Below are 23,515 nucleotides of genomic sequence, written 5' to 3'. Positions count from 1 at the left end.
GCCGGTCCAGATGCTGAAGCCGCGGCGCGAAAGGAGAAAACGTCGGAGATCGTCATGGCAATTGATAATGCGCCCCGCGCCTACAAAACTTCGTCAAAACCAGCGGCGCGAACATCCTGCGCAGTATCGAAGCGGCACGTTGCCCGAAGATAGTTATTGAAGGGCAAATCCGAGTACGAGACATACACACCGTCATTACGGGTCTCTACATCGAAGCTACGGAGTCCGTACTCGTCGTCGGTTCTGAAAAACGTCTCGACATTGCACATCCGCGCCTTGTTGATAAAGTGTCCTGTATCACGCGCGATACGCTCGAAGTTTGACGGGTACCACTCCCGCCTTCCGATCGCGTAAGCCCGAACCTGATTCATGTCGTAGCCACCTAGCCCCAGCGTCAGGTCGGCAAGCAACCTTTCAAACTCGACGTCGTCGCTCGAGTAGTTCGTCACCCCCTGAACATCGTGAATATTGTCCACTTTAAAAACCGCCCGTTGCGCGCCTCGGTACTTGGCTTTCCTCGCGGCATTGACGTCATACCGCCACAGACAAAGCAGCGGATGCTGGCTGGCTCCGGCAAGCGTGTAGTTCCCGGCACCGTCACGCTCAAGTTTTGCCGGTTGGCCAGCCCACCGCTTGCCGACAGTGTTCTCGGCGCGCGACGAAAATCCGCAAAGCACCACGTTCGATGCCGAGTAGCCCTGGAGAGCGGGACGATATCGGTTCCCCCCCAACCAGGCCGTTGACCCAACGGGCACCTTCGAGATATTCCATCGTTCGCCTCGCGTGACGCCGACAAGCACCATGTCTGTGATCGTGTCCTTGGCAATCTCCCCGAGCACACTCAGGGACACATCGGCCTTGGTATTCGCAGTCCCCGAGAGCTTCCACAGTCTTCCCGTCAGACTTTTTTCGTCCGGCTGACACGACAGCACTTTGCCAGCGCCATCCACAGCGATGCCGGAGCCGCTGCACTCGTCGTTCAGCGACTGCACTTCGTTAAGTTCAACGATGCCCGATGTCGATCGGAGGCGCCTGGATCTGACTTCCTGAGCCTCGATGGTCTTCGCATTCGTCACGCTCTCCTCGCCCATATTCAACTCACCGCCGAATCTGGATGGGCCTGTGGTCGTCAAGGAACTTGTCGACAGTCTGGTCGCGTCCATCTCTTTGGCGACTGCCTTGTCGGCAATATTGAGCTGGCCTACGTCCAGCGCACCTTCGGCTTTGATATTGTGAACACCCACGATGCTGTGCTTCTGCGATGTGCTGGGATCCATGAAATTCAAATCTCCCGTCATCGCACGCGAGCCGTCTCGCGTGACAACATTGCTGAGATCCTTTGTCTGCGCGCCGCCGCGCATGGCGATCAGCCCGGGCCGCCCCAAGGGATTCTCCACCGGCAGTGCGCCGTCGATCTGCTCGACAAATCTGAACTCGCGCGCGTTATCGGCCGTCGACAGGCCGCCATAAACCCCCATCTTCTTTGCCGCGACGACCGCCAGACTGAGATCTGGCTCGGAAGAGTACAGCTTCCTTATCGGCTCCGTGAGATACGTAAGTGTTTCGATCCTGCACGACGACGTGCTGCCAGCGTCACAGATTCGGTACACCCGCATCGCATACTCGCCGACGCCGCGAGGTGGTGTCGTGCCAATGCCTGGGAGGGTGAGCGCATTGATCACGCGTGCCGCATTCAAGTCGGCGATCTCCGTAAGCGCCCCCGGACCCGGCGTGCCTTTGATGGTGAAGGTCTCACCACCTGCGGAGAAGCGTGGTGTCGCGCCTGAGAGCAGCTTCTCGATTTCGCCGTGATGCTTCACGGTGAACGTCTCCACCGCGTCGCCAATGGCCTTGAGCGACTCGCCAATGCGCTCTGCGCGCTCAATGCGCATTTGACGACGCTGCTGAACGCCCCAAAACGTAATCAGCATGCCGACCACAGCCACGGCAACCGCAGCGGAAACCAGAAAAAAGCCCGACTGTCCGCTTCGCATCACCTTCCCCTTCTTTGTACTTTGTAAGCCGCCGAGCGTGTTCTCACGTCATGCATCTGCGGTCTCAATAGCGCCAAAGCCGACATTCTCGGCGAGGGGGGCCACATTCTGGTTTGGTATTTTCCCGAAAAACTCAGATGGCGCGGACGTGTACGAAAGCGCGGTCACAAAAAAGAAAAGCTGCGCGGCTCTCACCACGCAGCTTGCACATCAAAACAATCAAATCATCAAACTTTCAGCACTCCACGATATTCACCGCCAGTCCGCCTCGTGCCGTTTCCTTGTACTTCGTCTTCATGTCGGCGCCAGTCTCACGCATCGTCTTGATCACGGAGTCGAGCGACACGTAGTGCGCGCCGTCACCCCGCAGTGCCATACGTGCCGCGTTCACTGCCTTCACCGATGCCATCGCATTGCGCTCGATGCACGGAATCTGCACCAGCCCGCCGACCGGGTCGCAGGTCAGACCGAGGTTATGTTCCATACCGATTTCGGCCGCGTTCTCGACTTGCTCGACCGTACCGCCCTGCACCGCAGCGAGTGCCCCGGCGGCCATCGAGCACGCCACGCCAACTTCGCCCTGGCATCCCACTTCCGCACCGGAAATCGATGCGTTGAGCTTGTACAGAATGCCGATCGCGCCAGCGGTCAGCAGAAAGTCGATCACGCCTTGCTCGTCCGCACCATGTACGAAACGGTCGTAGTAATGCAACACCGAGGGGATAATGCCGGCGGCACCATTCGTCGGCGCCGTCACCACGCGTCCGCCTGCGGCGTTCTCTTCGTTGACGGCAATGGCGTAGAGGTTCACCCAGTCCATCACCGACAGCGGATCGGACAACGTGCGTTCGGCGCGTTGCGTAAGCTGACGATACAACTCCGGCGCGCGACGCCGCACGTGCAGCGGCCCCGGCAGTTCGCCGTCGGCCTCGTCGTTACCGATGCCGCAGCCGCGCGTCACGCACGACTGCATCACGTGCCAGATGTTGAGCAGACCGCGGCGAATATCCTCTTCCGCCGTTTCGCCGTGATGCCAGACCTTCTCGTTCTCCCACATCAACTGCGCGATGCTCTTGCCACTCGCGCGGCACATCTCCAGCAGTTCCTTGCCCGTGCGGAACGGGTACGGCAGTTGATCGTGGGCCGCCAGCACCTGCGCGTTCGAGGCCCCGGCCGTTACGACGAAACCGCCGCCGACCGACAGGTATCGCCCTTCGCGCAGCTTGTTGCCCTCGACGTCGAACGCATGGAATTTCATGCCGTTCGGATGTTCGGCCATCGCCTCGCGGCGGTAGAACACCATGTGCTCCTTCTCGACGAATGGCACCTCGTGCTTGCCGAGAATCGACAGCACCTTCGCGCGGCGTAACGACGCCAGACGCTGCGCAATCGTCGACGGATCGACGGTGTCGGGGGCCTCCCCCATGAAACCGAGCAGCACGCCCTTATCGGTGCCGTGACCCTTGCCCGTCGCGCCAAGCGAGCCGTATAGCTCGGCACGCAGCGACGCTACCTGCGGCAGCAGGCCGTCGCGCTCCAATCCCTGCACAAACATCAGCGCCGCGCGCATTGGCCCCACGGTATGCGAACTCGACGGTCCGATACCGATCTTGAACAAATCGAAAACTGAAACGGCCATGGGGCTTCCCTGAAGTTCTGAAACGTATTTGTGACGCAACGAATGCCGTCGGGATGACACATTCGAGTTACATCCATTGAGACAAAAAAGGGCTGGCAATGTTTCTGCCAGCCCCTGTTTGTCCGGATATTGCGACGATTTATTCGTAGTCGCTCATCGGCACACAGGCGCAGAACAGGTTCCGGTCGCCGTAGACGTTATCCGCGCGCCCCACCGGCGGCCAGTACTTGCGCTCGCGCAGCGCCTTGACCGGGTATGCCGCCTGACTGCGGGCATAGGCGTGCGGCCATTCGTCTGCGGTCACGACATCGGCCGTGTGCGGGGCATGCTTGAGCGGGTTGTCCTCGCGATCGGCACGGCCCTCTTCCACGGCACGGATTTCCTCGCGAATCGTGACCATCGCCTCGATGAAGCGATCGAGTTCGTGCTTCGATTCCGACTCGGTCGGCTCGACCATCAGCGTGCCCGGTACCGGGAAGCTCATGGTCGGCGCGTGGAAGCCGAAGTCCATCAGACGCTTCGCGACGTCGTCGACGGTAATGCCGCTGGCGTCCTTGAGCGGACGCAGGTCCAGAATGCACTCGTGCGCGACCAGTCCGCCCGGCCCCGAGTACAGCACCGGATAGTGCGGCGCGAGTTTCTTCGCGAGGTAATTCGCGTTGAGGATGGCCGTTTCGGTCGCCGCCGTCAGACCCTGCGCGCCCATCATGGCAACATACATCCACGAGATCGGCAGAATCGACGCCGAACCATACGGGGCAGCCGACACAGCGCCGATCCCGTCGCCGTTGTCGGTCGCGCGCGAGTAACCCGTCGAGCGCTGATTCGGCAGGAACTGCGCCAGATGCGCGCCTACCGCCACGGGGCCCACGCCGGGCCCGCCACCGCCGTGCGGAATGCAGAACGTCTTGTGCAGGTTCAGGTGCGAGACGTCGCCGCCGAATTCGCCCGGTGCGCACAGGCCGACCATCGCATTCATGTTCGCGCCGTCGACATACACCTGACCGCCGTTCGCATGCACGATCTCGCAAATCTGACGCGCGCCGGCTTCGAACACGCCGTGCGTGGACGGGTACGTCATCATGATGGCGGCCAGACGGTCACGATACTGCTCGGCCTTGGCTTGCAGATCGGCCAGATCGACGTTGCCATTGGCGTCGCAGGCGACCACCACGACCTGCAAGCCGGCCATATGGGCCGACGCCGGGTTCGTGCCGTGAGCGGATGCGGGAATCAGGCAGATGTCGCGATGCGCTTCGCCACGCGATGCGTGATACGCCTGAATGACGAGCAGGCCCGTGTACTCGCCTTGCGAGCCGGCGTTCGGTTGTAGCGAAACGGCGGCGTAGCCGGTAGCCGCCACCAGCATCTGCTCGAGCTGATCGATCATCGAACGATAGCCGACCGTTTGTTCCGCCGGCGCGAACGGGTGAATCTGGGCGAATTCCGGCCACGTCACCGGCAGCATTTCCGAGGTGGCGTTGAGCTTCATCGTGCACGAGCCCAGCGGGATCATCGTGCGATCGAGCGCGAGGTCCTTGTCGGACAGGCTGCGCAGATAGCGCAGCATCTCGTGCTCGGAGTGATAGCGATTGAACACCGGGTGCGTCAGGTACTGGCTTTGACGGGCGAGCGCCTCCGGATATCCGTTGGATACCGTGGTCTCGATGGCGTCGAAGTCCAGCGAGATAGCGGTCTTGCCGAGGCCCTCAGCCACCACTTCCCACAGCGCGATCACGTCGTCGCGCGTGCTGGTCTCGTCGAGCGAGATACCCACGGTGCCGGCGTCTTCGCGACGCAGGTTGAAGCGGCGCGCAGCGGCCACCGTGTGAACGGCATCGGCACGACCGGCCACCGGCACCGTCAGCGTGTCGAAGAATGTGGCATTGCGAGGCGCCGCACCGAGGGCGGTGAGGCCGGCGGCCAGCACGGCCGTCAGACGATGCACACGCTCGGCGATGACACGCAGCCCCTGCGGACCGTGATACACCGCGTACATGCTGGCCATGATGGCGAGCAACGCCTGTGCGGTACAGATGTTCGACGTCGCCTTTTCGCGGCGGATGTGTTGCTCACGCGTTTGCAGCGCCAGACGCAGCGCAGGCTTGCCCTGCGAGTCGACCGACACGCCGACCAGACGGCCGGGCATCGAACGCTTGAGTTCGTCGCGCGTCGCCAGATAGGCAGCGTGCGGACCGCCGAAGCCCATCGGCACGCCAAAGCGCTGGCTGTTACCGATGGCCACGTCCGCGCCCCACTCGCCCGGCGGCGTGAGCAGCGTGAGCGACAGCAGATCGGCTGCGGCAATCAGCATGCCGCCCTTGGCGTGAATGGCGTCGGCCAGCGCGCGGTAATCGCGCACGTCGCCGTCCACGCCCGGGTATTGAACCAGCACACCGAACGCATCAACTTCGGCCGCGGCGGCCACGGGGCCGACCTGGACTTCGATGCCCAACGGCTTGGCGCGCGTTTGCACCACTTCGATGGTCTGCGGCAGCACGTCGTCGGCCACGAAGAACGTATTCGACTTCGACTTGCCCGTGCGCTTGACGAGCGTCATCGCTTCGGCGGCGGCGGTCGCTTCGTCGAGCATCGACGCGTTGGCGATCGCCAACCCCGTCATGTCGATGATCATCTGCTGGTAGTTGAGCAGCGCTTCGAGGCGGCCTTGCGAAATTTCCGGCTGATACGGTGTGTAAGCCGTGTACCAGGCCGGGTTCTCGAGCACGTTGCGCAGAATCACGCCCGGCGTGAACGTATCGGCGTAGCCCTGACCGATGAACGACTTGAAGACCTGATTCTGATCCGCCAGCGCGCGCAGTTGCGCCAGCGCCTGCGATTCGGTTTTCGGTGCAGCGAACTGGCCGAGCGACGTGGCAAACTGGCTGCCGTCGCGGCGAATCGATGCGGGGACGACAGCGTCGATCAGTGCGGCACGCGATGCATAGCCCAGTTCGGTGAGCATCGCCTGTTGTTCGGGGGTGTCCGGGCCGATGTGGCGCGCGCAGAAGTTGTCGCGCTGCTCAAGCTCGGCGAGCGAGCGGCGCGGGGCTTGCAGGTCAGTCAAAGCATTCATGGGTCAAATCTCTCGTTCGATCACGGCAAGTGACGGCAGGGCATATCCAATGCAAAGCCAACGCAGACGGTGCCGGGCGACCCGAAGGTCTCGCGGCACCGTCAGCCGGCATCAGGCGCCGATTTTCTTGGCGTACTGCTCGGCGTTGAGCAGCTTGTCCAATTCGGCTGCGTTCGACGGCTTCAGGCGGAACAGCCAGTTGCCGTAAGCGTCGGCATTGACCAGATCCGGCGAGCCCGACACTTCCACATTGGTCTCGATGATCTCGCCGCCGACCGGCGAGTGAACGTCAGCCGCCGCCTTGACCGATTCGATCACGGACGATGCCTCGTCGGCAGCCACCGTGCGGCCGGTATCCGGCAGCTCGACGAACACGATGTCGCCCAGGGATTCCTGCGCGAAATCGGTAATGCCCACGGTCACAGTGCCGTCGGCTTCGAGGCGAGCCCATTCGTCGGACTCGGTGTACTTCAGGTTGTCGGGGATATTCGCCATGTTGACGCTCCGGGATTCAGTGTTTGGGGTATTCGGTTATCGGTGTTTCGTGTCGCCGCACCGTGGCACTTACGCCACCACGGCCTTGCCGTGACGCACGAACGGTAATTTGACCACACGTGCGGGCAATTGCTTGTCGCGAATTTGCACATGGACGGTGGCGCCGTCCGGCACCCCCTTCGGCAGACGGGCAAACGCAATCGATTGCTGCAGGCTCGGGCTGAACGTGCCGCTGGTGATTTCGCCGTCGCCCGCTTCGGTGATCACGGCCTGATGCGCACGCAACACGCCGCCTTTGCCGTCGAGCACGAGGCCCGCGAAGCGCCACGTCTGTCCGCGCGAGAGCAGTGAATCCTTGCCGACGAACGTGCGTGCGCTCTCCTTCTCGACCGTCCAGCCGAGGCCTGCGTCGAGCGGCGACACGTCGTCGTCCATGTCCTGACCGTACAGGTTCATGCCGGCTTCCAGACGCAGCGTGTCGCGTGCGCCCAGCCCGGCCGGGCGCACGCCCGCCGCGGCCAGCGCGTTCCACAGCGCCACCACGTGATCGGCGCTCACGATGACTTCGAAGCCGTCTTCACCCGTGTAGCCGGTGCGCGCGATCATCAGTTCGCCGAATGCAGTGTCTTTTGCGAACGCGGCATTGAACGGCTTGAGCGCTTCGCTCGCTGTCTGACTGCCCGGCACGGCTTGCCAGACCTTGGCGCGCGCGTTCGGTCCCTGCACGGCGACGATCGACAGATCGCGGCGCGAGGTGATCGTCAGGTTGTAGTCGCCGTGGGCGTTGAGCTGGCCGAGCCAGGCAAGGTCCTTGTCGGCCGTTCCGGCGTTCACCACGACACGGAACCAGTCTTCGGCGATGAAATAGATGATGAGGTCGTCGATCACGCCGCCGCTCGGGTTGAGCATGCAGCTGTAGAGCGCCTTGCCCGGCGTTTGCAGTTTGTCGACGTTGTTGGCAACGGCGAAGCGCAGGAATTCGCGGCAGCTCGGGCCATGCAGATCGACCACGCACATGTGCGAGACGTCGAACATGCCGGCATCGGTGCGCACAGCGTTGTGCTCTTCGATCTGGGAGCCGTAGTTCACAGGCATGTCCCAGCCGCCGAAGTCGACCATGCGGGCGCCTGCGGCGCGGTGCGTATCGTTGAGCGGAGTACGTTTGAGTTCGGTCATCGGAGCGTCGGGGCCTCAGGGCTCAAGGTTCATGGATTTCGGAAAACGTCCTCCGAAAACGCAAAAGGGGTCATCTCGACGACCGGCACTTTCCGCGTCCGGCGCATGCTTGTGCATGTGCCCGGCGCAATGCCAGTTGGCGAGATGACCCCTCTGTCCTTGGTACCTGAGAGATTGCCCGGTGCGTGCGGCGCGCTGCGCGCGATGCCGCTCTTACCGGCCCCTTCGGTGGGTTGTTCGCGTGGCATGCACGCCGCAACCGCTCTCCAGAGATCGAAGGCGAAGCCTTCGGCGCGGACGGTCCTTGATGCCTGAGAGTTTGTGGGTATTACCCCTTCGGCGGCGCCGGCATGTGCTTCCCGGCGCGCTCTCCCGACCACGCTCGCGCACTTTACGGGGAAAGCCGGGGGCTGTCAATTTAGCGCAGGCTGCCTGAGTGTGAATCGGCGCTGGGCGGTGCCGGGCGGCCGTTTCACGCCAGCCGGCAAGTCTCGTGGCCACGCCATTTTTGATCGCATGAAGCGCGTGCGCGGCTCAATGCGTCTCGCCCGGATTCGCCCCCGCCGGACAACCATCCTTCCCCCAGCGCCCATTGCATACGGCCCAGATGCAGCGCTGCTTCGGAATGACCTCGTACCAGCGATAGCGGTTGCATTTCGCGAGTGCCGACGCGATGGTGGCGGCCGCCGATGCCGGGGCGGCCGGTGCCCCCTGACGCTGCGCTTCTGCAGCCAGCGGGCCGATGTCGTTGTTGTCGTAATGCGCAGGCAGATCGGCATTAGGTGTCGGCCGTGGCGCGGTGGTGTTGCCGGTGTTGCGACGGTCGAGCAATTGCATCATGTCGTCCGGCGTGTTGTTGCGGGCGGGGGCCGGGGGCATCGCCGTGGCCGCGGCGGTCAGGGCCGCAGTGGCCGCGGAAGCCGTGAGCGGCACCGGCTGACTTGCAGACGCGACGTCGGCTGTCGCGTCGGACGCCGCGGCATCGGCAGCCGCCAGCGCCTGTGCGCGCGCCAATGCAGCGGAGGCCTCGCTCTCGGTGCTGCCGGCGGCGGCAAGCGCCGTGTCGCCGGACGCGACGGCAGGCGGTGGGTTGCTAGGGCTACCGAAGGGGGTGACGGCTAGCCCGCCGGGGAGTTTGGGCGCCGGGTCGACATATGGGGCGCGCAGATTCCACCAGATACCGAGCAATGCCACGGCGGCGAAAATCGCCGTACCGAGAACCAGCGCACCATTGATCCAACTGGGCGATTCGCCGCGTTCTCGTTTGCCACGGCGCGTGGGCGCTGCGTCCGCAGCGAACGCCGCTTGCGCGGTTTCGTCACGCACGTCGGACACGGGCGTCCCCAGGTTATCGAGCGCACCGCTGCCCCCGCCGGCACCCGTGGCCGGACGATCATCCCGAAAACCGGGTTCGGCATCCGCGAGTTTCGCGCCGCACTTCTCACAGTACGGCGCACGCGGCGCATTGTTCATCCCACAGGTTGGACATTGCACGGCGACTCCACCACGATGGCAATGTTTTTCATTATAGGCACCCCATCTACGCCGACGCCAGACTGCGGCGAGGCGTCGTGCCTGCCCCACAGCGCAGCATACGCGAAGCCACTGCGATGTCACGGCTGCGCACACCCCGCGTGATAGACTTGCCCACCCCTTGGCGCATGCCAACTTCGATGCTCGTACCGGCGCGCGCGCCCTGTGGCTCACGCGTACCCGACGGTCACCGCACTCACCCCCATCGCGTCACACCATGTCGTCTTTTCCGCTTAATCCTGCCCAGAACGAAGCCACGCACTATTTCGACGGCCCATGCCTCGTGCTGGCCGGCGCGGGTAGCGGCAAGACGCGCGTCATCACGCAGAAGATCGCGTGGCTGATCGAGACGAAGGGGTTCGAGCCGAAGCACATCGCCGCCGTGACCTTCACGAACAAGGCCGCCGCCGAAATGCGCGAGCGCGTGGCCAAGCAACTCGAAGGCAAGACGCTCAGCACCCCCGGCAAGGCAGGCCGCAAGGTGCCCGTCAATCAGCTCACGATCTGTACGTTCCACTCGCTGGGCGTGCAGATTTTGCGGCGCGAGGCGGAAAACGTCGGCCTGAAGCCGCAGTTCTCGATTCTCGACGCAGACGACTGCTTCGGGCTGATTCAGGAACAACTCGGCACGACCGACAAAGCGATGATTCGCGGCGTGCAAACGGCCATCTCGCTCTGGAAGAACGGACTGGTCGCGCCCGAAACGGCGCTGGCCGCCGCCGAGACCGCCGACGAACATCAGGCCGCGCTCGTCTATCGCAATTACATGGCGACCTTGCAGGCCTATCAGGCCGTCGATTTCGACGACCTCATCCGCCTGCCCGCCGAACTCTTCGCCCGCGACGAGGAAGTGCGCGAGCGCTGGCAAAACAAGCTGCGCTATCTGCTGATCGACGAGTATCAGGACACCAATACCTGTCAGTACCTGCTGCTCAAGCTGCTCGCGGGTCCGCGTGCGGCGTTCACGGCCGTGGGCGACGACGATCAGGCCATCTACGGCTGGCGTGGCGCCACACTGGAGAACCTCAAGCAGTTGCAGGTGGACTTCCCGACGCTCAAGGTCATCAAGCTGGAGCAGAACTACCGTTCGACGTCGCGCATTCTGACGGCGGCGAACAACGTCATCGCGAAGAATCCGAAAATCTTCGAGAAGAAACTGTGGAGCGAGCACGGCCTGGGCGACCCGATCACCGTCACGGCGATGAACGACGAAGAGCACGAGGCCGAATCGGTGGTGTTTCGTCTGTCGGCGCACAAGTTCGAGCGTCGCGCGGAGTTCCGCGATTACGCCATCCTTTATCGCGGCAATCATCAGGCGCGCATCTTCGAGCAGGTGCTGCGGCGCGAACGCATTCCCTACGTGCTCTCCGGCGGCCAGTCGTTCTTCGACAAGGCGGAAATCAAGGATCTGTGCGCCTATCTGCGGCTGCTGGCGAACCCCGACGACGATCCTGCTTTCATCCGCGCCGTGACCACGCCGCGCCGTGGCGTGGGCAGCACCACGCTCGAAGTGCTCGGCGGCTTTGCGGGACAGGCGAAGGTCTCGCTCTTCGAAGCCGTCTATATGGGCGCGGTCGAAGCGCGGCTGCAACCCCGTCAGCTCGAACCGCTGCGGGCATTCTGCGATTTCATTCAGCGCATCGCGGCGCGTGCAGCGCGCGACCCGGCCAACGAGGTCATCGACGATCTGATGGAAGGCATTCACTACGAGGCGTATCTGTACGACACGTTCGACGAGCGTCAGGCGCAGTCGCGCTGGACGACCGTGCTTGAATTCCTCGAATGGATGAAGCGCAAAGGCACGCGCAACGAAGACGCGCAGACGGCCGGCTTCGACACGGCCGACGGCCTCGATGGCGACGGCAAGAGCCTGATGGAACTCACCCAGACCATCGCCCTGATGTCGATGCTCGAAGGCCGCGACGGCGACGATCCCGACGCGGTGCGTCTGTCCACGCTGCACGCGTCGAAAGGGCTGGAGTATCCGCACGTGTTTCTCGTCGGCGTGGAAGAAGGCATCCTGCCCCACATTCGCGAGGATGAGGAGGTCACCGCCGAGAAGATCGAGGAAGAACGCCGGTTGATGTACGTGGGCATCACGCGCGCGCAGCGCACGCTGCAACTCTCGTGGTGCAAGAAACGCAAGCGCGCGCGCGAAACCTTCTCATGCGAAGTGTCGCGTTTCGTGCCGGAGATGCAACTCGACGAAGCGCCCCCCCCGCCGCCGGAAGACGCCCCCATGTCGCCGAAGGACCGGCTCGCCAGCCTCAAGGCCATGCTCGCGGGCGGCGCGAACAAGACGCCGTCGTCGTCGGGCGCCTGAGGCCGCCGGACGTTCGCCCCGCACAAACGAATAGCCCCCGCGTACGGGGGCTGGCTTGAGGAACGGCGACATCCGACCGGGGCTGTCTGCGGCGGTAGGGCGCACCGTGAGGTCAATGCTTGCTGCTATTTGCCACTACCTGAAGACGTCTGCTCACAGGCGGCTGCCGGGCTCCACGCCACGAACACCCCTGCCAGACCGGTCAAACAAAGCAGAACAGCAACCAACAGTATGCGCATAGGCTCGCCTCCACTCGTCAGGTGAGGTTTCACTATAGAAGCGCATCCCTTCGATGACAAAGACATCTTGACCATCGGCGCGCGGCGGGCGATAGTCGGTAAAAAACGGGCGAAACAATGCGTGAATTGCGTTGATTTCGGCCCAATGCCCACACCTCCGGCGCGCTTGCGATGCGTCTGGCACACACGGCGTCGGCGGGTGTGCGGCACCGATCCTCAAGCCTTTGTGGAGCGTGGTGCGTGAGACTGCATATTCTGTCCGACCTGCATTTGTCCGTAGCGCCGTTGGCAATTCCCGACGTCGAGGCAGACGTCACGATTCTCGCTGGCGATATCAGCCGGCCGGCGCAAGCCATCGAGTGGGCCAGGCAATTGCCACGCCCCGTCATCTACGTCCCCGGCAATCACGAGTTCTACGGCGCGACGCTCGCGGGCACGCTGGCCGAACTGCGACGCCTCACCGCTGGCACCAATGTGCATCTGCTCGAGCGCGGCACGGTCGTGCTGGGCGGCGTGCGCTTCGTCGGCACCACGCTATGGACGGACTTCGCGTTGTACGACGCCGAGGGCAAGCACGACGCCGTCGTCGAGGAGTCGCAGAAATTCGTGCGCGACTTCACGCGCATTCGCATCGGCGACCCGGCCGCACCGTGGTCGGATCTGCCGTTTTTCTCACCCGACGACTGCGCCGCACTATGCCGCGAGAACGTCGCGTGGCTCTCGCGCACACTCGCCACACCGCACGATGGCCCGACGGTCGTGGTCACGCATCATGCCCCGACACCGCAAAGCATCCATCCGCGCTTCGCGGGTTCGCTCGTCAATCCGGCCTTCATTTCGGATTTAACTTCATTCGTCGACCAGTCCGACGCTGCGCTGTGGGTCCACGGCCATACGCACGATTCGTTCGACTACCGGGTGGGCCACACCCGGGTGCTGTGCAATCCGCGCGGCTATTGCTTCGAGGGACGTGTCGAGAATGTCGCGTTCGACCCGCAGATGGTCGTGCGAGTGTGATCCGTCGAAGGGCTGCCTCGCAACGCGAGAAACGAAAATCCCCGCCGAAGCGGGGATTTTTTATGGTGGCGACCGCCTGTGAGGCAGGCAGCTCGTGCGGCTTACGCGACTTACACGGCAGCTTACTTGGCCGCGCTCACCATGTAGTCGACCGCCGCCTTGACGTCGTCATCCGACGCGTTGGCAGCGCCGCCCTTCGGCGGCATGGCATTCAGTCCCTTGATGGCAGCATTGTGCAGCGTGTCGATGCCCGTGGCAATGCGCGGGGCCCATGCGGCCTTATCGCCGAACTTCGGGGCGTTCATCACGCCGCTCGCGTGGCAGGCCATGCAGACGGTGTCGTAGAGCTTCTTGCCCGCCTCGAGATTGCCGCCCGCGCTGGCGGCAGCCGGGGTCGCAGTCTTGAGCGACGCCATCGCGGCGGCGGCAGCGGCGGCAGAGCCCGCGTCGGCGCCCGAGGCGACGGCAGGCGCCCCCGAGGCCGCAGCAGCGCCCGATGCGGGCTGGGCCGGTTCTGCCGGTTCTGGCAACTTGCCGCCCGACGCATTGGCCATATAAACGATGGCACGGCCGATTTCGTAGTCCGTCACGTCGTCGGGGCTGGTGCCGCCACGGGCCGGCATCGCGCCCTTGCCGGCGAGCGCAATCTTGAGCATTCCGTCGTAGCCCTGAGCGATACGCGGGGCCCAGTCGGCGGAGCCGACTTTGGGCGCCCCGGCAGTACCGGCCGCGTGGCAGGCGGCGCAAACGGCCTTATAAAGTTGTTCGCCGGTCTGGTAGACGCGCGGCGCGTTGGCATCCTTGACTTCGACCTTCGCCACGGGCGCGATGCGCTCGGCAACGGCACTTTCGGTCATGGCGGAACTACCGGCGCCGGTCAGGGCGTTGTTACCCACGTAATTGACCAGCAAGACGATGATGACGATCGGTACGAGAAAGCCAGCAATGACCGCGGCGATGAGCTGCTTGGGTGTTTTGATCAGGGACTCATGCTCGTTATGTGCTTCACTCATGCGGGATCTCTCAATAGTTTTTGTGGAAACCGAGTGCATCACACCGGATAGCTGGCACCATCCAGTCAAAATAACGAACCATTGTAGCAACAAACCCTCGGCCGATGACACGCTAAGGCAGTGCGCAGACGCCGCAAAAGTCCCGTATTTTCCCTAACTTACGCGAAAGCCAAAGGCATGTTCCGCATGCTTCGTGCGCAAACTGCGGGGGCGTTGCAGTCACAGCAAATCCGCGCGAGCGGAGCGCTCGGCAGCGAATTGCCGCATTTTGGGGCACGCGTATGCACAGGGCATGGACGGCGCGCGGCAAAACCGCTATGCTTCCACTTCTTTGCCTGCCGGTCGCGCGTTCGCGCCTTCTTCACCGGTGGTCAGCAAGCGCCCGTAGCTCAGGGGATAGAGTATCGGCCTCCGAAGCCGAGGGTCACTGGTTCGATTCCAGTCGGGCGCGCCAATAGATTCAATGGATTACGAGGCTCCACTCTCGTCCGTTCGCATACGCAAGGCGTCGCCGCCTAGTACCGGATCGCACCCATTCGGTCGCAGCCTCTGTGGGGAACTCAAAACGCCCTCGATCTGCTCCCCTGCTCGGCCGCTTCCATCGTAGTAGCCGAATATCGCCCATCGAAACGTGTCGCATTCGAGCGGGCCCCTCCCGAATGCAGAAGTCGTCGGCTTTGTACTTCGTCATGCATCTCCGGCATTGGTTGGCGCAACCCTGGCATGGCCGGGGAATGGTCCCTGCCCGGATCCCCGCCTACCCTGCGTCAACGCTCAGTGTTTTGTCAGGGGCCGCCCCGGTGGCCCCAAACGGGACGACTTTCTGAACGCGATAGCGAAGCACCTCACTTTGTATTACATTCGGTGTCCGATGCGCCCCTAGGCGACGCACGTTCCAGCGCTCCGAAGTCGAAACAAGCATTGCCTCCCTGAGCACTGGTGCCCTATATGACTGCCGTACCGCGGGGGAATGGCCGTATCTTCTCGGTCGCCGGTCGCAATGCACGGTGCGATACGAGAGGATATATTCGTGGTCCAACGCAAACGCAGGCTCACAGCCCACCCGGCGAAACCCGCCACTCCGGCGTCCCTAACGCCTTCTACGCTCGATTGCGTCACTGCGCCGGCCCGAGGCTCGGCCCACAGACCAGCGGGTGCCCGACTCATTCGAACGGCTGGCAGCACAGCCATTGCGCTGGCCCTCGCGGGTACTGCGGCGCCTGCCTGGGCAGCCGCCTGCTCCATCAGCGACACCAGCGGCTGCGGCGCATTGGGCGGCGACGGTGTTCCGGGTCGAAGCGGTGGCGGCGGTGCCGGTAATGGCCAAGGCGGTGGATCCAGTCACATAAACGCCAGCGCCGTGACCGTCCAGGACACAGGTAGCTGGGGAACCCAGGGTACCGGCGGCGCGGGTGCAACCGGAGACACAGCCAGTGCGCCGGCCAACGGCCCCGCGCAATCCCTCACCGGTAATTGGGTCTTCAGCAATGGAACGACGATCGGCGCCGCCGGCAATACCGGACCGGACGGACTCAACTTCGGAAGCGGTGGAAACGGCGGCAACACAGGGCTGTATTACCTCGGCAGCAACATCACCGTCATGCCGGCGGCGACATTCACGGGCGGGGCCGGGGGCAACGGTGGAAATACCAGCAACGGGGTGTCGGGTAACGGCGGTGGCGGTGGTGGTGGCGGCAGCGGGATGACGTCGGCCGGGGTCATCGCGACAATCTACAACTACGGGGCGATTACCGGTGGCGCAGGCGGTGCCGGGGGCTCCGGCGGCTTCGGCGGCGGCGGCGGCGCAGGCGGCGATGGACTGCTCGCGCTCAGCGGTCTCGCCGCCATCATCAACACCGGCACGATCACGGGCGGCGCAGGAGGCGCTGCGGGCGCAGGCACAACGCAGTCGGCCGCAGGCGGTGCCGGGGGTATTGGCGTCAATCTTTCCGGAACGCACAATAGCCTCAGCAATACCGGGACGATCTCGGGCGGTTTGGGCAACGGGGCCGGCGGGGGCGGCGTCGGCGTCGTCACGCGGGGCACGGATTCGATCCTCAACTCGGGTCTCATCATGGGCGGGCTGACCGGCGGCGGCGGAACCCGAGCTGCGGCCATCGAGTTCGGCGGCACAAACAACACGCTGAATCTGCAGACCGGCTCCTCGATCCTCGGAAACTTGCTTTTCGATGCAGGGGCGACTGCCACCATCGCGGCGCTGAACCCGGGCCTTGCACTGAACAACGACGTCATCCTGAGCGACGCGGCGTCGGGCGTTACCTTCTCCACGACGTCGGCCGGCATGACGATGTCGGGCGTCATTTCCGGTACCGGCACCCTGAATCTCGTCGGCGCGAACACGCTAACGATGACGGGTGCCAATACCTTTACGGGAACGACAACGATCAGTGGCGGCACGCTCGCCCTGTCGGGGAACGGCAGCATAGGCAATTCGTCCGGCGTCGTGCTGAACTCCGTGCTGGACATTTCCGCCGTCACAGCAGGGGCGTCGATCCAGGCGCTTACCGGCACGGGCACGGTGTGGCTCGGCGCACAGACACTGTCGCTCACCAATGCGGCCGGCACGTTCAACGGCGTCATTAACGGTTCGGGTGCGGTACGTGTGGCCGCCGGCACGCAGACGCTCACAGGGGTCAACACCTATACCGGCGCGACCGTGATCGACAACGGTGCAACGCTGAAGTTGAGCGGTAACGGCAGCGTCGCCGCATCGGGTGGCGTCACCAATAACGGCACGCTCGACATCTCGGCAACGTCAGGCGGCACGTCCCTGACGAGTCTCGTCGGCAGCGGGGCGGTTGCCCTCGGGCAGCGCACGCTGACGCTCACGAATGCATCGGGTGTTTTCGCAGGCACCATCAGCGGCAGTGGCGGCCTGACACTGAACGGGGGCACACAGTCGCTTTCTGCGGCAAACACCTACACGGGCGCGACCACCATCAACGGCGGCACGCTCGCCCTGACGGGAGGCGGCAGCTTGTCTTCGGCGTCGACCCTTTCGCTCATGGGTAGCGGCGCAACGCTCGATTTTTCCTCCGCAGGGGCGCAGACGCTTTCCGGGCTGAATGGCGCGGCCGGCACGCGTATGCTCGTTGGCGCGAACACGCTGACAGTCAACTCGGCAACCGACAGTACCTATGCCGGCCAGCTCGTGGGTAGCGGCGCCTTCGTCAAGCAGGGCGCCGGCATGCTCGTACTCAATGGGGCAAGCACCGGGTTCACGGGCACGACGACCGTCAGCGGGGGCACACTCGAAGTGGGCGACGCCAGTCATGACGGCGCAGCGATCGGCGGCAACGTGGCCGTCGGTGCGCAAGGGATACTGCGCGGACACGGCACAGTGCTCGGCAATGTCGCGAACAGCGGGGTCGTGGCGCCCGGCGGGTCCATCGGCACGTTGCGCGTCGGTGGAAACTACACGCAGGCATCGAACGCGACGCTTTCCATCGAGGTCAGTCCGACGGCGGCGTCGCTACTCATGGTATCGGGCAGCGCGACGTTGAACGGCACGCTGGCGATCACGTACGATCCCGGTACGTATTCAGCCACGCGCTACACCGTGGTGAGCGCAACGAACGGTGTAAGCGGGCGCTTTTCGTCGGTCACGGGGACGTTGGCGACAGGCGCGAACCTCGGCGGCCTGCAATCGTCCGTGGCCTACGGCGCAAACGATGTCACCCTGCTGCTGGCCGATCCGGCATCGGGCAATTCGGGGGCATCGGGGCCTTCCACTCCGGTAGTCATCGCCCCGAAGAATACGAGTCTCTATACGGCGCTCGGCACGGCTGCGCTGATGAATGCGCAGTCGGCCACGTCGGCAGTGCTCGACCGGGCAACACGACGCGCCGTCGACACGGGGCTTGCCACCGGAGACACGGCGCAGGCGCCGGGCATCTCGTCGGTCTGGGCAACCGCCACTGGCCTGCACGGCCGTGTGTCCGGCACCGGCACCCAACCCGGCTTCCAGGAAAACCAATACGGGTTCCTCGCCGGTGCGGAGAAGCGCGGGGAGCGCAACACGTTTGGGCTGGCAGGCGGCTATTCCCATGCCGACCTCTCGGAAGAGAACACCGCAAACTCCGGCACTCGCGACACGCTGCGTCTCGCCGCCTATGCGAGCCGCGAGATGGGACCGGTCGACGTGGCGGCCACTGTCGGCTATGGCATCCATTTCCTGTCGCAGAAGCGTCCGTTCGCGAACATAGGCACCGCCGAAGGCGATCATATCGGGCAGGAATTCACGGCGGCGACACAGGCGAGCGCGCCCTTGGCGTTCGGCGGCATTGTCATGACGCCGCGGGTGGGCCTGCGTTATGCGTATTTCCACGCGAACGGCTTCGACGAAAGCGGTGCCGGGGGGCAGAATCTGCGCGTCGGCACGGACAACACCCGGAGCCTGCAACCGTTTGTCGGTGTGACCTTCGACAAGGCATTCGGCGACGCGCAACGCCCCATGAACGTCCAGTTCCGCGTGGCGTACGCTCACGAACTACTCGATGCCGGCCGCGCTATCACGGTGGCGTCACAGGACGGGACGATGTTCGTCGCACCAGGCGCGAATCTGCCACGCGGCTTCCTGACGCTCGGCGTGGGCTTAAGCGTGACGCTGGCCAAGCGATTGGACATCTCGCTCGATTACGACGCGCTCATCAATACTGCGCGTGCGTCGGCACAGGCGGGAAGTCTCAAGGTGAGTTACCGGTTCTGACAGGCGCGTGAAGGCAGCTTCACAAAACCCATGAAGCGTTCGCTCAAAACACCACCAGCCGGTCGACCAGTTGCGCCATGCGCGAGTTCGACGCCGACCACGATTCGATCGTCGACGATCTGCCGTCGAAATACACCGTATTCATGACCGACCCGTTCTGGCTGAGCGTGAGCGTCGCGTAGGCAAGGTATTCGCTTGGCGCACTGCCCCACAGCGAATTCCGCCACGCGCGCCGCACGGTGTAATTGAGGACGACACACCCCGCCGGCCACGTGCCGGGGCTATAGATCGTGCTCACGATGCCGTAGGCGCGCAGCCGCCCCTGAATCGCCGGCAACAAATCGGAGATGCCGTCCGGCGCCAGCTCGATGCACAAGCTGCGCGAGCGCAGTTCCGGTGCGGCGGGCTCGGTGGGAGGAACGATGGACGGCAACTGGTCCGACAGCATCACGCCGGTGGTCACCACACTGGACGCCACCTGCGCGGCGATCACCGGCACCGGCGTCGTGAAGAGGCACCCGCCCAAGGTCGCGCTGGCGGCCGCCGTCAGGGCCAGCACCGTCGCAAGGCGCCTCATCAGAACGGCGACACACCGAGCAGAATGCCCTGCAACCAGCCGCCGTTACTGCCATCGGCGATCGGACCGCCCTCCACTCGCGCCACCTTGGCCTGACCGACCTTGTTCGAGGCCACGACATTGCCCGGCGAGATGTCGAACTTGTTGACCACGCCAGTGAAACGGAACGTCTCCATGTTCCGCCCCTGCATGACCTGCTTTTCCCCGCCGACCACGTAGGCCCCGTTGGGCAGCACCTCCACGATCGCGACCGCAATGGTGCCCGTCAGCGCCGTGGTCGAACTGTTCGTGCCATTGCCCTTGAAGCTGCTGGCCGACTGTCCGATGTTGAACCAGCGCTCGAGCACCGAATCCGCCCCATCGGGCCTGACGCTCTTCGCGGTGACGCTCGCGTTACGCGAGACGTCGCTCTGCGACTTGTTGGTGCCCGACGAATTCTCCGACACCGCGATCGTGAGCAGATCGCCCACGCGATGCGCCACCGGCGTCTCGAACCAGTTCGTCGCGGTCGTCGGCTGATAGATGGACCCTGCCGTTTGCACGTTGGCCACGCGTGGCATGGGCATCACGGCCATCGGCGTCGGCGCCGTCACCGGACTCGAACAGGCACTCAACATGGGGCTCACTGTCGCCAGCGGCACAACTGTCCCCATGAGCGCGCGCGCCGCAACGCGCTGTAGCATCGACAGCTTCGACATGATGAGGCGCCCCCGCGCCGATCCCGGATACCGTGTCCGGCCTGGTTCGAAAAGTGTGAACGGTTTGCTGATTGGGAAGACGGCACGGCGGCCAGCTTCGTGACGGATAGTACGCAGCGGGTGTGCAGCGACTAAGCACGAATAGAGGAAAATTTGTGGAGGCACGACGCCTGCCGCCCCGAAGCTGAGAAAATGGCGCGCCAACGTCGGCAGGGCCTCACACCGGCCCGCCTCGTCATGCCCCAGTGTCTACTCTGGCCGCCCCCCTTAACCCGTTATCCAGCGCATGAACTCCGGCATCGCTCGCAAGCTGTTCCTCGCGATCTTCGCGACAGGACTGGTCACCATGACGGCCACCGCGGTCGCCGTGCGTGCTGCCGTGGCTGGCCACCGTTGGCTGCACGGCAACAACCTGATGTATGTGACGCTGCTGGGCGTGGCGCTGCTGGGCGCAGTCGCCCTGCGCCTGGCCCAGCGCTTGCTCGTGCCCGTCACCCCGCTGCTGGACGCCACCCATCGCATGGCGATGGGCGATTACAGTGTCCGCGTGCCAACGGCCGGCGCCGACGAACTTGCGCGTCTCGCCGTCGACCTGAACCGGCTGGCCGACACCCTCTCGCACAACGACCGCCTGCGCCGCGACCTGCTCGCCGACATCTCTCACGAGTTGCGCACGCCGCTCTCGGTGTTGCGCGGCGAAATCGAAGCGATGGAAGACGGCGTACGCCCGCTTACGCAAGATGCGCTCGCCTCGCTGCGGGTGGAAATCTCGCTGCTCTCCAAGCTGATCGACGATCTCTACGAGTTGTCGCTCTCGGATGTTGGCGCGCTGACCTACGCGTTTGCGCCTGTCGACATCACCGAGCGCGTCGCCACCTCTGCGGCCGCGTTCGGCGACTGGTTCGACGCCAAGGGCATCTCGCTGAATGTCCATCTTCCCGAGAACGCACTGTTCATCGACGGCGATCTGCACCGTCTCACGCAACTGCTCGGCAACCTGTTCGAGAACTCATTGCGTTATACCGACGGCGGCGGTGCTGTGCGCGTGTATCTGTCGTCGACGGACACGCAACTGCGTCTCGAGATCGAAGACTCCGCGCCCGGCGTGCCGGACGACGCCCTGCCGCGCCTGTTCGAGCGCCTGTTCCGGGTAGAGGCGTCGCGCAGCCGGCGCAGCGGCGGCGCCGGTCTGGGGCTTGCGCTGTGCAGACACATCGTGCAAGCGCATGGCGGCCAGATCGTCGCGCGGCATTCTCCGCTAGGCGGACTCGCATTGACGATCACGCTGCCCTGTCTCCGCAGTGCGTCCAACGGCATGAGCGGCCTGTGCAACGGTTCCGGTTCGTCCTGCGTCGCAAGCGGGTCCGGCTTCGCCGCCCACGCCGCCGCGACCTTGTGCTGAGCCGCGCTTCCATGCCCCCGAACTCGCTGACCGTTGCACCTCATTCCGCCCTTCCATCACCGACCGACGCGATGACACTCTCCGACGCCGCCCCGATTCTGATTGTCGAAGACGAGCCCAAGCTCGCCGCGTTGCTCGCCGAGTATCTGCGCGTGGCGGGCATGCCGTGCCGCATCCTCTCTGACGGACGCGAAGTGCTCCCGGCCGTCCGGGCGACCGAGCCGCGTCTGGTGCTGCTCGATCTGATGCTCCCGGGCATGGACGGCCTCGAAGTCTGCCGCGCCGTGCGCGAGATCTCCGAAGTCCCGATCGTGATGCTGACAGCCCGCGCAGCAGAGACCGACCGGCTGCTCGGTCTTGAACTCGGTGCCGACGATTACATCTGCAAGCCCTTCAGCCCGCGCGAGGTGGTGGCGCGCGTGAAAGCGATCCTGCGCCGGGTTCGCGGTGCGGCCGGCGCCTGCCCCAATGGCGACGCCGCGGCCATCGCGCCGCAACAGCGGGCACTCGTCATCGACGCGGTGCGCCATCACGCACGACTCGACGGGCATGAACTGCCCCTGACCCCGGTCGAATTGCGTTTGCTCGCCACGCTCGCCAGCCACCCCGACAAGACATTCCCGCGAGCGCATCTGCTCGACCGGATGTACGACGATCACCGTGTGGTCGCCGACCGCACGGTCGATAGCCATATCAAGAACCTGCGCCACAAATTGCAGGCGGTCCGGCCCAACGAAGAAATCGTGCGTTCGATCTACGGCGTGGGCTACCGGCTGGAGCTGCGCACCGACCGCCCCGCCGCGCTTGCGGCGCGGCACGGCGTCGCGACTATCGACAATCCGGCCGGGGCAATGCCAAAATAGCGAGACCCGCGCCACGACGGGGCCCATTGAGGAGATCGACGATGCCACGCCGCACCGCCACGCTGCCCCCGATGCTCGCTTCATTCGCATCACACGCTCTCACCCCCAGCCTCACATCCCCGGTACTTCGCACTGCCGAGCTTGGACGAGCGCACGCCGCCATCAAACGCGTTGTGCAGGCGGCCACAGCTGCCGCACTGTTCAGCGCAGGCGGCTTGGCGTTCGCGCAGACACCGGTGTGCTTCGATAGCGTCGGTCGCGCCCTTCCTCCCGAGCAATGCTCGAAAGCAGCGCGCGACCAGGCCGCCGAACAGGCCGCCGCATCCGGTGCCGCATCGCCCTCCCTGCGCGACGAATGCCGCGCCCTCGCCGACAAGATCGCGAATACGCCGGACAAGCCGGTTTACACGCGCGACCGGCGAGTCGACTCCCCCGCAGGCGATCGCGTCGACATTCCTACGCGCACAAACCCGCGCAAAGCCCTTAAGGAAGAATACGTGCGCAAGTGCACGTAGGCGGATGCCTACAATTTAATAAAAGTTAGGCGCACGTTAGCGGAACTTGTCGCGCCATTTTCTTGACAATACCAATGGAGACCGCATAATCGACGCCATGCCGACACACTGCGCGGCATGTTCGCAGCGTCGCGAAACGGGTCACGGGCGCCGCACTCCGTTCGACAAACGCATCCATCGGATGCCAAACTATCGCTCTCATCATCCGCTTCGATGCCGAAGCGCG

The 23,515-nt window shown here is 64.3% G+C and carries 15 protein-coding genes, 1 tRNA gene and 2 riboswitches; of the genes, 7 read left to right on the top strand and 9 right to left on the bottom strand.

The features are described from left to right. Positions 1 to 80: 80 nt before the first annotated feature. The 6 genes from PCO31110_RS05770 to PCO31110_RS05745 all read right to left on the bottom strand — a co-directional run bounded on the left by PCO31110_RS05770 (position 81) and on the right by PCO31110_RS05745 (position 9,874). Positions 81 to 1,940, bottom strand: coding sequence for a hypothetical protein (locus PCO31110_RS05770; RefSeq protein WP_150689821.1), 1,860 nt, complete (start codon positions 1,938 to 1,940; stop codon positions 81 to 83). A 289-nt stretch (positions 1,941 to 2,229) separates the two neighbouring features. Next, on the bottom strand, positions 2,230 to 3,633 hold the full coding sequence (locus PCO31110_RS05765) for an L-serine ammonia-lyase (protein ID WP_150689820.1): 1,404 nt from the start codon (positions 3,631 to 3,633) through the stop codon (positions 2,230 to 2,232). A 139-nt stretch (positions 3,634 to 3,772) separates the two neighbouring features. Beyond that, positions 3,773 to 6,709 carry an aminomethyl-transferring glycine dehydrogenase gene (gene gcvP / locus PCO31110_RS05760; protein ID WP_150689819.1) on the bottom strand — a complete coding sequence of 979 codons (2,937 nt, stop codon included), beginning with the start codon at positions 6,707 to 6,709 and terminating at the stop codon, positions 3,773 to 3,775. 111 nt (positions 6,710 to 6,820) lie between these two features. Next, complete coding sequence (gcvH, locus tag PCO31110_RS05755; RefSeq protein WP_150584184.1) at positions 6,821 to 7,204, bottom strand: glycine cleavage system protein GcvH; 384 nt, start codon at positions 7,202 to 7,204, stop codon at positions 6,821 to 6,823. Between the two features lie 69 nt (positions 7,205 to 7,273). Beyond that, complete coding sequence (gene gcvT, locus PCO31110_RS05750) at positions 7,274 to 8,380, bottom strand: glycine cleavage system aminomethyltransferase GcvT (protein ID WP_010807681.1); 1,107 nt, start codon at positions 8,378 to 8,380, stop codon at positions 7,274 to 7,276. A 143-nt stretch (positions 8,381 to 8,523) separates the two neighbouring features. Next, positions 8,524 to 8,660, bottom strand: a riboswitch (glycine riboswitch). A gap of 8 nt (positions 8,661 to 8,668) precedes the next feature. Next, positions 8,669 to 8,765: riboswitch (glycine riboswitch) on the bottom strand. A 149-nt stretch (positions 8,766 to 8,914) separates the two neighbouring features. Further along, positions 8,915 to 9,874, bottom strand: coding sequence for a zinc ribbon domain-containing protein (locus PCO31110_RS05745; RefSeq protein ID WP_150689818.1), 960 nt, complete (start codon positions 9,872 to 9,874; stop codon positions 8,915 to 8,917). Positions 9,875 to 10,130: 256 nt separating this feature from the next. Here PCO31110_RS05745 and PCO31110_RS05740 point away from each other — a divergent pair, with 256 nt between their 5' ends. Together PCO31110_RS05740 and PCO31110_RS05735 are read left to right on the top strand one after the other, a co-directional pair. Next, positions 10,131 to 12,236 (top strand): UvrD-helicase domain-containing protein, encoded by a 2,106-nt coding sequence (locus PCO31110_RS05740; protein ID WP_150689817.1) that lies wholly within the window; start codon positions 10,131 to 10,133, stop codon positions 12,234 to 12,236. Positions 12,237 to 12,715: 479 nt separating this feature from the next. Next, positions 12,716 to 13,492, top strand: coding sequence for a metallophosphoesterase (locus tag PCO31110_RS05735; RefSeq protein ID WP_010807684.1), 777 nt, complete (start codon positions 12,716 to 12,718; stop codon positions 13,490 to 13,492). 122 nt (positions 13,493 to 13,614) lie between these two features. On the opposite strand, the gene PCO31110_RS05730 is transcribed toward PCO31110_RS05735, so the two are convergent. Beyond that, positions 13,615 to 14,505 (bottom strand): c-type cytochrome, encoded by an 891-nt coding sequence (locus PCO31110_RS05730; protein WP_010807685.1) that lies wholly within the window; start codon positions 14,503 to 14,505, stop codon positions 13,615 to 13,617. Between the two features lie 378 nt (positions 14,506 to 14,883). Between PCO31110_RS05730 and PCO31110_RS05725 the strand changes: the two genes are divergently transcribed. Then, positions 14,884 to 14,959, top strand: a tRNA-Arg gene (locus PCO31110_RS05725). Between the two features lie 906 nt (positions 14,960 to 15,865). Next, a complete protein-coding gene (locus PCO31110_RS05720) occupies positions 15,866 to 19,234 on the top strand; it encodes an autotransporter outer membrane beta-barrel domain-containing protein (RefSeq protein WP_150689816.1) in 3,369 nt (1,122 codons plus the stop codon). A gap of 43 nt (positions 19,235 to 19,277) precedes the next feature. Here PCO31110_RS05720 and PCO31110_RS05715 read toward each other — a convergent pair whose 3' ends face one another. Both PCO31110_RS05715 and PCO31110_RS05710 read right to left on the bottom strand, forming a co-directional pair. Then, a complete protein-coding gene (locus PCO31110_RS05715; protein WP_150689815.1) occupies positions 19,278 to 19,811 on the bottom strand; it encodes a hypothetical protein in 534 nt (177 codons plus the stop codon). Further along, entirely contained in the window at positions 19,811 to 20,509 is a 699-nt protein-coding gene (locus tag PCO31110_RS05710) for a flagellar basal body L-ring protein FlgH (protein ID WP_010807688.1), read from the bottom strand. The genes PCO31110_RS05715 and PCO31110_RS05710 overlap by 1 nt, the downstream gene beginning before the upstream one ends. A gap of 286 nt (positions 20,510 to 20,795) precedes the next feature. Here PCO31110_RS05710 and PCO31110_RS05705 point away from each other — a divergent pair, with 286 nt between their 5' ends. From PCO31110_RS05705 to PCO31110_RS05695, 3 genes are all read left to right on the top strand, one after another. Further along, the gene (locus PCO31110_RS05705; RefSeq protein ID WP_010807689.1) at positions 20,796 to 21,911 is read left to right on the top strand and encodes an ATP-binding protein; all 1,116 of its coding nucleotides are present in this window, start codon (positions 20,796 to 20,798) and stop codon (positions 21,909 to 21,911) included. Between the two features lie 71 nt (positions 21,912 to 21,982). After that, positions 21,983 to 22,774 carry a response regulator gene (locus tag PCO31110_RS05700; protein ID WP_150689814.1) on the top strand — a complete coding sequence of 264 codons (792 nt, stop codon included), beginning with the start codon at positions 21,983 to 21,985 and terminating at the stop codon, positions 22,772 to 22,774. A gap of 41 nt (positions 22,775 to 22,815) precedes the next feature. Next, positions 22,816 to 23,289, top strand: coding sequence for a hypothetical protein (locus PCO31110_RS05695; RefSeq protein ID WP_010807691.1), 474 nt, complete (start codon positions 22,816 to 22,818; stop codon positions 23,287 to 23,289). Positions 23,290 to 23,515: the final 226 nt, after the last annotated feature.

This window comes from Pandoraea communis, from assembly GCF_902459745.1.
Classification (GTDB): domain Bacteria; phylum Pseudomonadota; class Gammaproteobacteria; order Burkholderiales; family Burkholderiaceae; genus Pandoraea; species Pandoraea communis.
This window is presented reverse-complemented; position numbering and strand designations above follow the sequence as displayed.